Raw genomic sequence first — 13755 nt, 5'->3', positions numbered from 1 at the left:
TCGCTTACATGCCGGAAGGATCTAACGTGTCCGCCATTTGACTCGTCGAGTCCAAATGTTTACCGTTCCCGGCGGGTCCGGGACGGCAAGTGCGGCGCCCTGAACGTATGACCAGTGGTAACGCCGGAAGGAAAGCGGACCGCGGTGAAGATCACGCCCATCCGGCGGCGCCGGGCTCTGTCCATTCGTACGCGAGTGCTCACCCTGGCGCTGGTGCCGAGTCTCGTATTCTTGATCGCCGGCGTGCTCGGCGCAGGATACCTGATCTTCGACGCTGCGAAGACCAGGAATTACTACCAAACGGCGAGTACGGCGCAGGATCAGGCTTTGCCTTTGATCGTCTCGCTCCAGGAGGAGCGGCGCCTGACGCTGCGGAGGCTCGCGAGCTACGGCACGTACACGTCCGACCTCATCAAGCAGCGGCAGATCACCGACGCCGTCACGGGCAAGGCGACCTCCTCCCTCGGTGAGCTGGCCGAGATAGCCCCGGACCAGGTCAAGAAGGCGGTCAGCGAGTTCGGCGCCCTGATGCGGCAACTGCCGGAGATGCGCGCCAGAGTTGACGGCGGCCAGGTGGCGATCTCGGAAGCGGCCAGCCTCTACAACGGGATCATCGACCAGTTCGTCGCCGGCGCGAAGGGGCTCGCGCAGTCCGCGCCCGACGCCGAGATCGCGTACCGCCAGATGGTCCTCTCGCCGCTCCTCGGCAGCATCGACCTGATGCACCGCTCCGACGCGCTCGCCGCGGCGGCGCTGGTCGGTGGTGGTCTCACCAACGCGGACTTCACCGTCTACCAGGGCCAGGTCGCCGCCTACCACCTGCAGCTCGCGGAGACCATCCCGCTCACCGACCCGGCCGTGCAGGCCATGTACCGCAAGCTGACCGGCAGCCCGGCCTGGCTGCGGCTCAACTCGGTCGAGGAGACGCTGGTCCGCGGCGACAGCGAGCTCCCCATCAGCGAGGACCTCTGGCGTGGCGCCTCGTCGGACGTCAGCAAGACGCTGATGGGCATGCTCAGCATCCAGAACGACAGAACCAATGCGCTGGCCCTGTCGAAGGTCGACGGCACGCTGATCGAGTCGATCATCGGTGGCATCGTCGTGCTCGCCCTCGTGAGCTTCGTGTTCGTGTTCGCGCTGCGGCTGTCCCGCCGGCTCATCGAACGCCTGGTCCGGCTGCGCACCGAAACGCTGGAACTCGCGGAGAAGCGCCTGCCCTCGCTCGTCGAGCGGGTGCGGACCGGCGCGGACGTGAATGTCGACGAGGCCCAGCTGGGCGACTACGGCGGCGACGAGATCGGCGAGGTCGCGATCGCGTTCAACAAGGCGCAGCAGACCGCCGTCACGTCCGCCGTCCAGGAGGCGAAGACCCGCGAGGGCACCAACAAGGTGTTCCTCAACATCGCGCACCGCAGCCAGGTGATCGTGCACCGCCAGCTCAAGACGCTGGACGAGGCGGAGCGCAAGCAGGAGGACCCGGAGCAGCTGGAGCTGCTGTTCCAGCTCGACCACCTGACCACCCGTCAGCGACGCAACGCCGAGAACCTGATCATTCTCGGTGGCGGGCAGCCCGGCCGGCGCTGGCGCAACCCGGTGAGCCTCGCCGAGGTCGTGCGTGGCTCGGCGGCGGAGACCGAGGACTTCGCGCGGGTCAAGGCGGCCAAGCTGCCGCCTCGCAAGGTCATCGGCCCGGTGGTCGGCGACCTCGTGCACCTGCTCGCCGAGCTGATCGACAACGCCGCGACGTTCTCCCCGCCCGGTTCCCGGGTCGAGGTCCGCGGCAACGTCGTCGGCCGTGGCGTGGTCCTGGAGATCGAGGACCAGGGACTCGGTATCGAAGCGGACCGCATCGACGATCTCAACAACATGCTCGTCAATCCACCGGACTTCGGCATCATGGCGCTGTCCACCGAGCCCCGGCTCGGGCTGTTCGTGGTCGCCCGCCTCGCGGCCCGCCACGGCATCGGCGTCACGCTGCGGGAGTCGGCCTACGGTGGCACCAGGGCGATCGTGCTGGTCCGCAACGAGCTGCTCGGCCCGGACACCGACGACCTGAGCGCCCCGGACAGCAAGCAGGACACGCCCGAACAGCCTGTCGAGCGGGTCAACGGCAACGGCAACGGCGCGCCAGGGCCCCGCAGCGCGATCAAGCTGTCGATCCCCGGCGCGGTCAGCCTGCCCGACCTGCCGCCGCTGCCGGTCGTGGAGCCGCGTCCCGGTGAGGACCTGTTCCGCCCGCAGCGACCGGTGGACGCCGAGCACGAGCCGAGCCAACCGGTACGCCGCCCGCCCCAGCAGCCGAAGGAGCCGCCGCGCTCGACCGAGCCGCCGCGCCAGGTGGAGCCGCAGCAGCGCTCGGGCGAGCAGCCCCCGGAGCTGCCGAAGCGCACGCCTGCGCCGCCGCGCGCCCCGGAGCGTTCCGCCGAGCCGGTCCAGGCCGGCGGTCCGGACCTCGCCGCACCGGCGCCGCCGAGCGCCGACACCCGGCAACCGTCGGCACAGCAGCCGCCGCAGGCGCCGCAGTTCGCCCAGGCGCCGGGCCGTCCGGCGCTGCCGCAACGCCGCCGCCAGCAGAACCTGGCACCGCAGTTGCGGGAGGACCCGGCGCCCACGTGGCCCCAGTCGTCCGACAGCCCGGAGGTCAATCGGGAGGACAGCCCCGAGCAGGCACGCAGCCGGTTGGCCGCGTTCCAGTCGGGAACCCGTAGGGGTCGACACGCACAGGCGTCCGACGAGACAGTGAAGTTCGACGACAGTGTGGGGAGCGGGCGTAATGGCCAACACCGCAGTGAATGAGCTCGACTGGTTGCTCGACGAGCTGGTCAAGCGAGTCGCCGGCGCGGACCGTGCCGTGGTGCTCTCCGCGGACGGCCTGCTGATCGGACGGTCGAGCAACCTGTCCGCCGGCGACGCGGAGCACCTCTCCGCGGTGGCTTCCGCGTTCCAGAGCCTCGCTCGGGGCACCGGCCGGCACTTCGGGGGCGGGCAGGTCCGGCAGACGCTGGTCGAGATGGACCACGCCTTCCTGTTCGTGACCGCGGCGGGCCACGGCGCCTGCCTCGCGTTGCTCACCGACGAGAACGCCGACATCGGCATGATCGCCTACGAGATGAACATGATGGTCAAACGGGTCGGCGCGGTGCTCACCGCCAAGCCGCGTGAGTTCCTGGAGCGTCCGGTGCCATGACCGCCGAAGACGAGGAGTGGTTCGACGACGCCGAAGGGTCGCTGGTCCGGCCCTATGCGATGACTGGCGGTCGTACCCGGTCGGACACCCTCGGACTCGACCTGATCACGCTCGTCGTCGCGATGCACTCGGCCGTCGACATCGACGTGGAGCCGGAGTACGAGCGGATTCTGTCCGCGTGCCAGTTCCCGATATCGGTGGTGGAGGTCGCCGCGAAGGTCGACCTGCCGCTGCAGGTGGTCAAGGTGCTCCTCTCGGACCTTATCAACCAGCGGCTCATCATCTTCCGCTCGCCCGTCTCGTCGGCGAACGAGCGCCCAAGCCAACATGTTCTCCAGGCGGTTCTCGATGGCATACGAAAACTCTGACCGCCCCGCCAGCGCGACCAAGATCGTGATCGCCGGCGGGTTCGGCGTCGGCAAGACAACGATGGTCGGCTCGGTGAGCGAGATCCCGCCGCTGCGCACCGAAGAGCTGATCACCGAGGCGTCCTCCGGCGTCGACGACCTGACCGGTGTCGAGCAGAAGCACACGACGACCGTCGCGCTGGACTTCGGCCGCATCACGATCAACCCGCAGCTGATCCTGTACTTGTTCGGCACCCCCGGCCAGAACCGGTTCTGGTTCATGTGGGACGAGCTGGCCCGAGGCGCGATCGGCGCGGTCGTGCTGGCCGACACGCGCAGGCTGGACAGCTGCTTCGGCGCGGTGGACTTCTTCGAGAAGCGTGGGCTGCCGTTCGTGATCGGCGTGAACTGCTTCGACAGCGCCTACCGCTACGGCACGGAAGAGGTCCGCGGCGCCCTCGACCTGGACGGCCACGTCCCGATCCTGCTGTGCGACGCCCGCGAACGCGAGTCCACGAAGCAGGTCCTGATCATGCTGCTCCAACACGCGATGGCGGAAGCCCGCCTGGCCGGCACAGCCATCTAGCCGCGAGTCTCGCTTTCAGCCCCCGCGAGTCTCGCGTTCGGCCCCTGCGAGTTGCGTTTTCGTGACCACGTGGCAGGCGCCGTAGCCTTCGGCGCGGGCCACGATCTTCCCGTCGGACACCCGGATCGCCACCTCGGTCGCGTCGCTCACCGCTGACACACCGGCGGCCCGGGCCAGAGCGCCCGTGCCGTCGCACAGCACGCGCAGGCGGGGCCAGGTGAACTCCGGAAACGCCTGTCGCAGGCACCCGGTGAGCTCGGTGATCGCGAGCCGCGCGAGGGGAATCAGCTCGGCCGGTGTCCCCGACACCAGCACGGCCGTCACCGTGGTGTCCGGCGCGGCACGGACCGCGTACTCGACGGCCGAGGCCCGATGCAGCCCGAGCACGGCGACCACGCCGTCCTCGACGGGTGAGACCTCCTCGTTCCGCACGGAGTCCCACCCGGCCGGCGGTGCCCACGGCTCGTTCACCGCGCGGACCTGCGCCGTGAACGGCAGCTCCAGCCATTCGTCCGGCACGTCGAGGTAGGCGAGCTGCTCGCAGGCCTTGGCCACGTTGAACTGGTCGCCGAACCCCGGCGCGGCGGCCGCCAGCTGGCTCGCCCCGTGGAGCGTGGTCAGCACGGTCTCCGCGACCTTGACCATCCGCCCCTCCTGGCGCAGCCTCTCCAGCGAGAGGCCGAGGAGCACCGCGTCGAGCATCATCAGCTGCGCGTACGGCCGGCGGGTCAGCTCGTCGGAGAGGACCTCGGGCATCAGGTCCATGCCGAGCCAGCGCTCCTCGCTCGGCGGCATCCGGCCGAGCCACGTGCGGGCGAGGGCCGCGAGCGCGTCGCCGGTGGTTCGCCCCGGTTCGATGTGTGGCACTGGCGGTGCGTGCTCGGCGAGGTCGGCCAGTACCGCGAAGTAGAGCGCCCGTTTGCCGGGGAAGTTCGAGTAGACCGCGCCGCGGGTGAGCTCGGCCCGCTCGGCGATGAGGTCGATCTTGGTGTCCCGGAAGCCCTGCTCGGCGAACTCGTCCCGTGCGGCGGCCAGCACCCGCGCCCGGTTGCGCTCCTGCATCTCCGCCCTGCTGAGCCGCGTCATGTTTGACAAGATATCGTCACCATCCAGATGATGAGATCATATGATCTGAACATATGGAGGCGACATGTACGAGCTGGACCTCACCGACCCCGAGGTCATCCGCGATCCGTTCACCGCCTACGACCGGGCGCGAGAGGCCGCCCCGGTGATACGGCTGAACATCCCCGGCATGCCGATGTTGGCGCTGACCCGGCACGAGGACGCGCGCGCGATGCTGACCGACCCGCGCTTCGTCATCCGGCCGACGAGCTTCCTCGGCATTCCCGGCGCGCCGGCGGAGTACCAGCGGTACCTGCACACGATGTCCGAAATGGACGGTCCAGATCATCTGCGGCTGCGCCGGCTCGCGGCACCCGCGTTCACCGCACGGCGAGCGCAGGAGTTCCGCCCCGCCGTCGAACCACTCGTCGAGAAGCTTCTGGACGCCATGCCCGCCGAGCCGGACCTGCTGCGGGACTTCGCGAAGCCCTTGCCGATGCACGTGATCTGCGAGCTGGTCGGCATCCCGGCGGCCGACCGTGCCGACTGGGTGGAGTGGGGCGCGATCGTCGCCGCCTTCGACGTCGCGCGACTCGGCGAGGCCGTGCCGGGGATCATCGAGGGTGCGAAGGCGGCGATCGCCGCCCGTCCGCCCATGGGTGCGCTGGCGGATCTGATCCGCGCCGAGGACCGTCTCACCGACACGGAGTTGGTGACGTTGGTGTGGCAGCTCGTGCTGGCGGGCCAAACTCCGGTCAACCTGATCGCGAACGCGGTGGCGGAACTGTGGACTCGACCGGACGTGCTGGCGGAGCTGCGGGCGGACCCGGCGCTGCTGCCGGGCGCGGTGGACGAGCTGATGCGGTGGTGCGGCCCGCAGCTGTTGACCGTCCCGCGTTACGCCACCGAGGACGTGGACCTGTTCGGGGTGCCCGTCTCGACCGACGAACCGGTCACGATCGCGATCGCCGCGGTCAACCGCGACCCGAGGGCGTTCCCCGACCCGTCGCGGTTCGACCTCCGACGCGGGGCGGCGACACAGCTCGGCTTCGGCCACGGCCCGCACTTCTGCCTCGGCGCCGCACATGCCCGCGTGCAGACGGAGGTAGCGCTCTCGGCACTGCTCGCCAGGGACCTCACACTGACCGTGAACCCAGCGGAACTCCGTGCCCCGGACCCGGCGACCTGGCGTCTGACGGCGTTGCCGGTACGCGTGGTGTGAGGCCCGGTTCCGTGGGTATCTCGGTGTCCCGGGGTTTTCGTCGAAAGGGGCACACGCCATGTCGACCGACGGGATCGTCCTGCTGAAGGAAGACCACAAGGAGATCCGCAAGCTCTTCCGCGAGTTCGAGCAAGCGAGCGAGAAACCCGCGAGGACCAAGGGAAAGATTGTCGAACGCATCCTCGAAGCGCTGACCGTGCACACCTACATCGAGAACGAGTGCATGTACCCCGAGGTGCGAAAACTCATGCCCGACCTGGCCGACCACGTTCTCGAGTCGTACGAGGAACACCACGTGGCCGACGTCCTGTGCGTGGAGCTGGCCGCGATGAGCCCGGACAGCGAGCGTTTCGACGCCAAGACCACGGTGCTCATCGAGAACGTCACCCACCACATGGACGAGGAGGAGCAGGACTGGTTCCCGAAGGTCCGCGCTGGCCTCGGTCGCAAGCAGCTGCAGGAACTGGGCGCGCGGATGCTCGAACTGAAGAAGAAGGCGCCCCGCAAGCCGTCGCAGCCGAGCGCCATCAAGAAGGCTGTTGACGCGGTGATGTCCTGACGCGATTCAGTACGGCGGGTGGTCGGATTTTTGGCCACCCGCCGTTCGTCTGCTTCGCAAAGACACTCACGCAAGGACAATGCTGCAATTTGCATTTTTGGACGCGTGTGTCACACGAACGGAGCAATCGACGAATCGGATAAATCGGACATAACGGTCATGATCAGCTAACTTCCGGCTGACGTCTTGACACAGCCCGTTGGTTCCGATTGTCTCCTCAAACGCGGCACCCAGGTCGGGAACAAAGGCAATTCGTGACGCCGATGCAGGCGGCGACTCCATCTTTTTCGTGCGCTGAGCACAGCTCGAGTTAGGCGGAATGTCAGATGGGCAGCGGGGCCCCGGAGCCAGTAAAGCGGGTTTCCACCAAATGGCGCGTCGACAACTGGAGCCTGCGAACCAAGGTCGCGGCCGTGCTCCTGTTGCCGGCCGTCATCGCGCTCGTGCTCGGTGCCATCCGAGTCGAGTCACGGCTTGACGAGGCCAACCGCCTCAGCACGATCCGGGACCAGATGGTGGTGCTCGGCGAGTCGCTGAAGCTCGCCGACCTCGTGGTCGACGAGATGGTCACGGCCGTGATTAACGACCGGGACCAGCGGCCACGGCTGCGGGCGCAACGCGCGGCCGTCGACGCGCAGGTGCTCAAGGTGCGCGGCGCGGTGGACTTCGCGCGCCTGCCCTCCGCGGTCGACCGCACGCTGAGCGACTCCCTGGGCCGTCTCGCCGCGGTCCGCGTGCAGACCAGCAACGACGTCGGCGACCCGGTCACCGACCTCGCCGCCTACCAGGAGGTCGTCAACGGCCTCACCCAGCTGGTGCCCGGCGTCGTCGAGGTGGCCCAGAGCGACGACCTCGACGAACTGTCCACTTCGGTCCGTTCGCTGCTGCTCCTTCGCTCGGCGCTGGCCGCCGAGGAGGCACTCATCCGGTTCGCCGGTGAGCCGACGCCACCGCCCCGTGCCATCGCCTCCGGCGCGCAGCAGTCCGCCGCCGAGGAGCGGGTGCTCGGCGAGCAACTGCGGGTCGCGTTGCCCGACTGGACGTCCACCGAGTTCGCCGCCGCCACCGAGACCGCGTCGGGCCGGCGGGCCACGCTGCAGCAGGCCGTCATCGAACCCGGTTCTGTTGACCTGACCTCCCTGCTGCCGAACGTGCAGACCGCGGCGACCCGCATCCGCGACCTGTCCACCCAGCTCGTCAACTTCCTTGGCACCACGGTGGATGAGCGCACCAGCGACGCCCGCTCCGACGCGTTGCGGGACACCGCGATCGTGATCGCCGCGCTGTTGACCGCGCTCGCGGTCGCACTCGTCGTCGCCAGGTCGCTGCTGTCGCCGGTGCGTCGCCTGCGCCAGGCCGCGCTCACCGCCGCCCGCCACCAGCTGCCGAGAACGGTCGAGCGCGTGCGTGCCGGCGAGCCGATCAGCTGGAGCTCCGCGCAGTCCGTGCCGGTGAGGACCACCGAGGAGATCGGCCAGCTCGCCCGGGCGTTCGACGACATGCACGAGCAGGCGATCAAGCTCGCCGCCGAGCAGGCCGAGCTGCGCCGGCAGGTCAGCGAGATGTTCATGACGCTGTCCCGCCGCAGCCAGACGCTCGTCGAGTCGCAGCTGGAGGTCATCGAGACCCTCGAGGCCGACGAGCAGGACCCGCGCCGCCTGTCCGGCCTGTTCCGGCTCGACCACCTCGCGACCCGCCTGCGCCGCAACGGCGAGAACCTCCAGGTGCTCGCCGGTGGCTCGCCTGCCCGCCGCGACACGTCGCCGGTCACCGTCGTCGAACTGTTGCGTGCCGCCACCTCCGAGATCGACGAGTACCGCCGGATCACGCTCGCGCACGCGCCGAGCGGCTCGGTCCGCGCGATCGCCGCCGCCGACGTCGTGCACATCCTCTCCGAGCTGCTGGAGAACGCGACCCGCTACTCGCCACCGGACCAGAAGGTCGTGCTGTCCGCGGACCGCGGCGCCGACGGCGGTCTGCTGTTCGAGGTGGTCGACGCCGGGCTCGGCATGGCGCCCGACGACATCGAGGCAGCCAACCGGCGACTCGCCGCCGTTGACTCGGTCGACCCGGAGACCACCCGGCGCATGGGTCTGTTCGTGGTCAGCCGACTCGCCGCCCGGCACGGGGTGACCGTGCGCCTGCGCCCCACGTTCGAGCGGGCGTCGCGGGCCGGCATCACGGCCAGCATCCACCTGCCCGGCGCGCTGGTGATCGCGGGGACGACCCCGGAGAGCATGGTCACCGTGGCGGCCGGCCGGCGTGAGCTGGTGGCCGCGGCCACCAGCGCCGAGCCCATGCCGCTGTGGCCGGCCCCGCAACTCGAGGACCAGCCCAAGACCTCCAGCTGGTTCGTCGAGGAGACGTACTCGGACACCAACGACAACGGGAACGGCAGTAGCAGCAACGGCAACGGGAACCAGCACGGCAGCAGCTGGATGACCCCTGCCACCCCGGCGGTGCGGCCCCTGAGCCAGGCCCCCGCCGCCCCTCGACCCGCCGCGACCACCGCGGCTGGCCTGCCGATCCGCTCGCCCGGCGCGGGAGCCGTGCCGGCGGAGCGTCAGCAGACCGCCCCAGATACGGGTTTCCGCGATCCAGAGTCGATCCGGAACAACCTCTCACGGCACTACGACGGCGTGCTCGCGGCTCGCCGGGCCCGTGAGCAGCCCGGGCCAGGCGGGAACAGCTAGAGGGAGTGACTGAGACGATGACTGAAGGCACGACGGCGACCGAACCGTCGTTGGGCTGGCTGGTTTCCGCGTTCACCAAGGAAGTTCCTGGCGTGGCGCACGCGGTGCTGGTTTCCGCCGACGGGTTGCTGGTCGCTGCCAGCGATGCCCTCCCACGAGATCGCGCGGACCAGATGTCCGCACTGACAGCAGGCTTGACCAGCCTCACGGTCGGCGCCGCAGACCTGTTCACGGCTGGCCGGGTGGTCCAGTCGGTGATCGAGATGGAACACGGGTTCCTGCTCTTGATGAGTGTCGGCGACGGCTCCCATCTCGCGGTGATCGCCGCGGCGGGGTGCGACATCGGTCTCGTCGGCTACGAGATGACGTTGCTTGTCGATCGCGTCGGCCGCATGGTCGACACCCCGGTCCGCGGCGGAGCATCAGAACAGGGCTGAGGGCCGAAACTTGAGTGACGTCCATGACCCCGGGGCGCCGCCACCGGCGTTGGCACGCCCGTACTCGTGGACCGACGGCCGCACACAGCCAAGTGTCGACCTCGCGATCGAGGCTCGGGTCTTGACCACGCGGTCCGGTCGGGACCTGACACCACGCCTGACCAGTGCACTGTGGACGGTCACGCAGCTGTGCTTCCAACCGCGGTCCATCGCCGAGATCGGCGCGTACCTCGCGGTGCCACTCGGCGTCGCGAAGGTGCTCGTCGCGGACCTCGTCGCCGAAGGGCTGGTGAACGTCGAGGCCACCCTCGCACACGACGCGGACGACGCGGAGAAACGCGAGCTGATCGAGAGGGTCCTCAGTGGACTACGGGCAACCAAGTAGGCGCAAGCGGATCACGTCCGCGAAGATCGTGGTGGCCGGCGGTTTCGGGGTGGGCAAGACGACGTTCGTCGGCTCGATGTCCGAGATCACGCCGCTGCGCACCGAGGCGCTGATGACCAGTGCGAGCGTGGGTGTCGACGAGTTGGCGCGGATCCCCGACAAGCTCAAGACCACGGTGGCCATGGATTTCGGCCGGCTCACGCTCGCCGAGGACCTCGTCCTGTACGTGTTCGGCACCCCGGGCCAGCACCGCTTCTGGTTCATGTGGGACGACATCGTCCAGGGCGCCATCGCCGCGATCGTGCTGGTCGACCCGGAACGCCTGGCCGACGGCTTCTCCGCGGTCGACTACTTCGAGTCCCGCCGCATGCCCTTCCTCGTGGCGATCAACGAGTTCGACGGCGCCCGCCGGTTCACCCCCGACCAGGTCCGTGAGGCACTCGTGCTCGGCGACCACGTCCGGATCATCCCCTGTGACGCCCGGTCGACACAGTCGGCGAAGCAGGTGCTGATCGCCGCCAGCGAGTACTCACTGTCCGCTTTGGATGCCCGCGCGGGCTGAAAGGCCAGGAAATGGTTCACCACTTCGACATGGGCGTGTGGCTGCTGTTCCTGTCGTACGCGACGTCCGTTGTCGGCGCCACGATCGGCCTCACGTGTGCGCACCAGGCCCAGGCCCGCGGTGTGACACCGAACGTCCGCCTCGGCTGGCTCGCGCTCGCCGCACTCTCGATCGGCGGCATCGGCATCTGGTTGATGCACTTCATCGCGATACTCGGCTTCTCCACCCCGGGACAGCCCATCCGCTTCGACATCGCACGCACGGCACTGTCGGCGGTGCTCGCGATCACGGCGGTGTTCGTCGGGCTCGTGGTGTTCGGTGTGCGGCAGAAGTCCGCGACATGGCGGCTGATCGTCGCGGGCGCCGTGACGGGCCTCGCGGTGAACCTCATGCACTACACGGGCATGTGGGCCGTGAACGTCAAGGGCGACCTCAGCTACAACCCGTTCCTGGTCGTACTGTCGATCATCATCGCCGTGGGCGCCGCGACGGCCGCCCTGTGGTTCACGGTGCGAACGGACGGCCTGCCGCAGCGGTTGATGGCGGGCCTGGTGATGGGCGTCGCCGTGGTGGGCATGCATTTCGTAGGCATGGCCGCGGTCGATGTGAACCTGGACGCGAACGCCCCCGACCCGGCCGGCGTCGAGGTGTTCAGCTTCCTGTTCCCGGTGTTCATCCTCTCGGCCGCCGCGCTCGCACTCCCCATCGTCGCGATCCTGACGACCCAGAAGGACGACGACATCACGCCGGACGAACCACTGGACCGCCCCCTCGACACGGCGGCGGTCCGGTAGTCCGAGTCGGTCAGCTGTTCCCGGCAAGCCAGCGGAAGGTGAGCGTGTAGAACGCGGGCGCGCCGTCGCTCATGTTGATCGAGTGGCCGGTGTCCGGGATGACCGCGTCCACCAGTTGCCCGGCGGGTGCGGTCGTGCAGTCGGCCGTCTGTCCACAGTAGAACATGTCGTGTCGGCCCAGTACCGACAGCGTTGGCACGTCGACCGGCGTCGGTGACGTGCCGATGGCCAGCAGTTCCGGCTCCGGCACGGTGTCCTTTCTGGCCTCCTCCAGATACGGGACCGCCGGCCCGTACGTATCGGGATAGAGGAAGGTCTCGACGCGAGTGCCGGGCATGGTGGTCAGGTATCCGGTCGCCCAGCCGCGACCGGCGAACTTCGGGTCCTGCTCGGCCGGGTAGAACGGTGGGAAGGGCGCGTTCGCGCGGATGTTCGGCAGACCGGCCGGCATGCCGCTGATGACCATGGCGGTAACGCCGCCGTACCGCGCCGCGTCGTAGGCGACCAGCCCGCCGAGCGAGTGGGCGTTCAGCACGACCCTCGTGAACCGAGGGCCGAACGTGCCGCCGCGCAGGCGTTCCACAACCTGGTGCGCGACGTAGCCGGCGGCCGGCAGGTCGAGTGTCATCGGGTCCGGGTGGTCACTGCGGCCGTACCCGAGACGGTCGAGGTTGAACGTCGCGAACCCGCGTGCCGCGGCCAGCCGGGCGTAGGCGTTCCAGTAGGTGTGGTCGTAGGTCGCACCGTGCAGGAGCAGTTGGACGGGCGTGTCGGGACCCATGCGGGCCGGCCGGCAGAACTCGCCGAAGACGCGGTGCGGCACGGGATCGCCCGGATACCGGTCGACGGACAGAAATTGGCCGCGACACGAAGCTGGTTCGGCCACAGTGGACGGTGCGAGGAGGAGTGCGAGGACGGCAGCGATCACCGCCGCGGAAAAGGCGCGCACGGTAAACCTTTCGGATGAGCGCTCACAATTCCGGCTGTCGGTGACAGCTACTGCGTCGGTACGCAGCTCTACAGCGCGGGTCGAAGGCTATGACCGGCCGCGTGGACCGGTCAACCTCATTTCCGGGACCCGCGTCAGCCCTCGACGCCAGCGTCCTCCCTGGCGTCTTCCTTGTTGTCGTCGACCTTCACTGCTTCCTTCATGACTTCGGTCATCGTCGCACCGATCCAGCCAACGGGAACCTCGACGCCACCGACCTTGACGAAGTAGCCGGGATCCCGCAGATCCTTCAGGGTCTGCAGCGTGTTCATGAACATGTCGCCGCCCTTGGGCCCAAGCAGCTTGTGCGCGATGTCCGAGACCTTCTCCTGCGGTACATGGCTGAGCTGGTCGAGCGACTGCGTGAACTGCGCGTGGTTCTGGTAACCCTCCGGGGTCCACGGGTTGTTGTACTTCCCCGTCTGCGGGTCGTACACCTCCCAAGGCTTGTGTGGTTGGTTCGGCCCGGTCGCATTGGGGTCTGGCGTATTGCCCTGGTTGCCACCGGGGTTGTTGGGGTCCGGGCCGTTGTTGCCCGGACCTTGGTTCTGTCCCGGAGGGTTCTGGTTGCCTGAGCCGTTGGGGTCTGGGCTGCTGCCGGACCCGGACCCGGACCCGGACCCGGACCCGGACCCGGTGCCGGTGCCTGAACCGGAGCCTGAACCAGTGCCGTTGGGGTCTGGGCTGCTGCCCGAGCCCGAGCCCGAGCCCGAGCCCGAGCCGGACCCGGAGCCGGTGCCCGAGCCGGAGCCCGTGCCGGTGCCGGTGCCGGTGCCTGAGCCCGAACCGTTGGGGTCTGGGCTGGAGCCGGTGCCGGAGCCGGAGCCGGAGCCGGTGCCGGAGCCGGAGCCGGAGCCGGTGCCGGAGCCGGTGCCCGAGCCCGAGCCCGAGCCGGAGCCCGTGCCGGTGCCGGTGCCGGTGCCCGAGCCG

General features: G+C 69.1%; 15 protein-coding genes. 12 read left to right on the top strand and 3 right to left on the bottom strand.

Features of this window, described 5'->3' with window-relative positions; translation table 11 throughout:
* Positions 1 to 213 precede the first annotated feature (213 nt).
* From VF106_RS31275 to VF106_RS31260, 4 genes are read left to right on the top strand one after another with little or no spacing between them, the layout of a single operon-like run.
* Positions 214 to 2796 carry a sensor histidine kinase gene (locus VF106_RS31275; RefSeq protein WP_330843490.1) on the top strand — a complete coding sequence of 861 codons (2583 nt, stop codon included), beginning with the start codon at positions 214 to 216 and terminating at the stop codon, positions 2794 to 2796.
* A complete protein-coding gene (locus VF106_RS31270) occupies positions 2774 to 3187 on the top strand; it encodes a roadblock/LC7 domain-containing protein (RefSeq protein WP_330843489.1) in 414 nt (137 codons plus the stop codon). The genes VF106_RS31275 and VF106_RS31270 overlap by 23 nt, the downstream gene beginning before the upstream one ends.
* A complete protein-coding gene (locus VF106_RS31265; protein WP_330843488.1) occupies positions 3184 to 3555 on the top strand; it encodes a DUF742 domain-containing protein in 372 nt (123 codons plus the stop codon). The genes VF106_RS31270 and VF106_RS31265 overlap by 4 nt, the downstream gene beginning before the upstream one ends.
* Complete coding sequence (locus tag VF106_RS31260) at positions 3536 to 4120, top strand: GTP-binding protein (protein WP_330843487.1); 585 nt, start codon at positions 3536 to 3538, stop codon at positions 4118 to 4120. The genes VF106_RS31265 and VF106_RS31260 overlap by 20 nt, the downstream gene beginning before the upstream one ends.
* A gap of 15 nt (positions 4121 to 4135) precedes the next feature.
* Here the strand turns inward: VF106_RS31260 and VF106_RS31255 are convergent, their stop codons facing one another.
* Entirely contained in the window at positions 4136 to 5206 is a 1071-nt protein-coding gene (locus tag VF106_RS31255; protein ID WP_330843486.1) for a TetR/AcrR family transcriptional regulator, read from the bottom strand.
* 64 nt (positions 5207 to 5270) lie between these two features.
* Between VF106_RS31255 and VF106_RS31250 the strand changes: the two genes are divergently transcribed.
* The 7 genes from VF106_RS31250 to VF106_RS31220 all read left to right on the top strand — a co-directional run bounded on the left by VF106_RS31250 (position 5271) and on the right by VF106_RS31220 (position 11837).
* Positions 5271 to 6407 carry a cytochrome P450 gene (locus VF106_RS31250; RefSeq protein WP_330843485.1) on the top strand — a complete coding sequence of 379 codons (1137 nt, stop codon included), beginning with the start codon at positions 5271 to 5273 and terminating at the stop codon, positions 6405 to 6407.
* A gap of 58 nt (positions 6408 to 6465) precedes the next feature.
* Positions 6466 to 6966, top strand: a complete 501-nt coding sequence (locus VF106_RS31245; RefSeq protein ID WP_330843484.1) for a hemerythrin domain-containing protein — start codon at positions 6466 to 6468, stop codon at positions 6964 to 6966.
* Between the two features lie 413 nt (positions 6967 to 7379).
* The gene (locus VF106_RS31240) at positions 7380 to 9659 is read left to right on the top strand and encodes a sensor histidine kinase (RefSeq protein WP_330843483.1); all 2280 of its coding nucleotides are present in this window, start codon (positions 7380 to 7382) and stop codon (positions 9657 to 9659) included.
* Positions 9660 to 9676: 17 nt separating this feature from the next.
* Entirely contained in the window at positions 9677 to 10096 is a 420-nt protein-coding gene (locus tag VF106_RS31235; protein ID WP_330843482.1) for a roadblock/LC7 domain-containing protein, read from the top strand.
* A 10-nt stretch (positions 10097 to 10106) separates the two neighbouring features.
* Positions 10107 to 10481, top strand: coding sequence for a DUF742 domain-containing protein (locus VF106_RS31230; RefSeq protein WP_330843481.1), 375 nt, complete (start codon positions 10107 to 10109; stop codon positions 10479 to 10481).
* A complete protein-coding gene (locus VF106_RS31225; RefSeq protein WP_330843480.1) occupies positions 10459 to 11043 on the top strand; it encodes a GTP-binding protein in 585 nt (194 codons plus the stop codon). Before VF106_RS31230 ends, VF106_RS31225 begins: the two co-directional genes overlap by 23 nt.
* Before the next feature lie 11 nt (positions 11044 to 11054).
* Positions 11055 to 11837 carry an MHYT domain-containing protein gene (locus tag VF106_RS31220; RefSeq protein WP_330843479.1) on the top strand — a complete coding sequence of 261 codons (783 nt, stop codon included), beginning with the start codon at positions 11055 to 11057 and terminating at the stop codon, positions 11835 to 11837.
* A gap of 10 nt (positions 11838 to 11847) precedes the next feature.
* Here the strand turns inward: VF106_RS31220 and VF106_RS31215 are convergent, their stop codons facing one another.
* Both VF106_RS31215 and VF106_RS31210 read right to left on the bottom strand, forming a co-directional pair.
* Positions 11848 to 12786: an alpha/beta hydrolase gene (locus VF106_RS31215; protein ID WP_330843478.1), complete on the bottom strand. Its 939-nt coding sequence runs from the start codon at positions 12784 to 12786 to the stop codon at positions 11848 to 11850.
* A 134-nt stretch (positions 12787 to 12920) separates the two neighbouring features.
* Complete coding sequence (locus tag VF106_RS31210; RefSeq protein WP_330843477.1) at positions 12921 to 13262, bottom strand: hypothetical protein; 342 nt, start codon at positions 13260 to 13262, stop codon at positions 12921 to 12923.
* 130 nt (positions 13263 to 13392) lie between these two features.
* On the opposite strand from VF106_RS31210, the gene VF106_RS31205 reads away from it, so the two are divergent.
* Positions 13393 to 13755 (top strand): hypothetical protein (locus tag VF106_RS31205; protein WP_330843476.1); only part of this gene is annotated, 363 nt, incomplete at its 3' end.

It is taken from the genome of Actinophytocola sp., from assembly GCF_036378875.1.
GTDB lineage: Bacteria > Actinomycetota > Actinomycetes > Mycobacteriales > Pseudonocardiaceae > Actinophytocola.
The sequence above is the reverse complement of the archived record's forward strand: the minus strand, read 5'-3'. Positions and strand labels throughout refer to the sequence as shown.

Excerpts from the sequence above, each read along its gene's own strand:
- VF106_RS31270 (WP_330843489.1), top strand. The coding sequence starts at position 2,774 with ATGGCCAACACCGCAGTGAATGAGCTCGACTGGTTGCTCGACGAGCTG.
- VF106_RS31235 (WP_330843482.1), top strand. The coding sequence starts at position 9,677 with ATGACTGAAGGCACGACGGCGACCGAACCGTCGTTGGGCTGGCTGGTT.
- VF106_RS31255 (WP_330843486.1), bottom strand. The coding sequence starts at position 5,206 with ATGACGCGGCTCAGCAGGGCGGAGATGCAGGAGCGCAACCGGGCGCGG.
- VF106_RS31260 (WP_330843487.1), top strand. The coding sequence starts at position 3,536 with ATGGCATACGAAAACTCTGACCGCCCCGCCAGCGCGACCAAGATCGTG.
- VF106_RS31245 (WP_330843484.1), top strand. The coding sequence starts at position 6,466 with ATGTCGACCGACGGGATCGTCCTGCTGAAGGAAGACCACAAGGAGATC.
- VF106_RS31250 (WP_330843485.1), top strand. The coding sequence starts at position 5,271 with ATGTACGAGCTGGACCTCACCGACCCCGAGGTCATCCGCGATCCGTTC.
- VF106_RS31265 (WP_330843488.1), top strand. The coding sequence starts at position 3,184 with ATGACCGCCGAAGACGAGGAGTGGTTCGACGACGCCGAAGGGTCGCTG.
- VF106_RS31220 (WP_330843479.1), top strand. The coding sequence starts at position 11,055 with ATGGTTCACCACTTCGACATGGGCGTGTGGCTGCTGTTCCTGTCGTAC.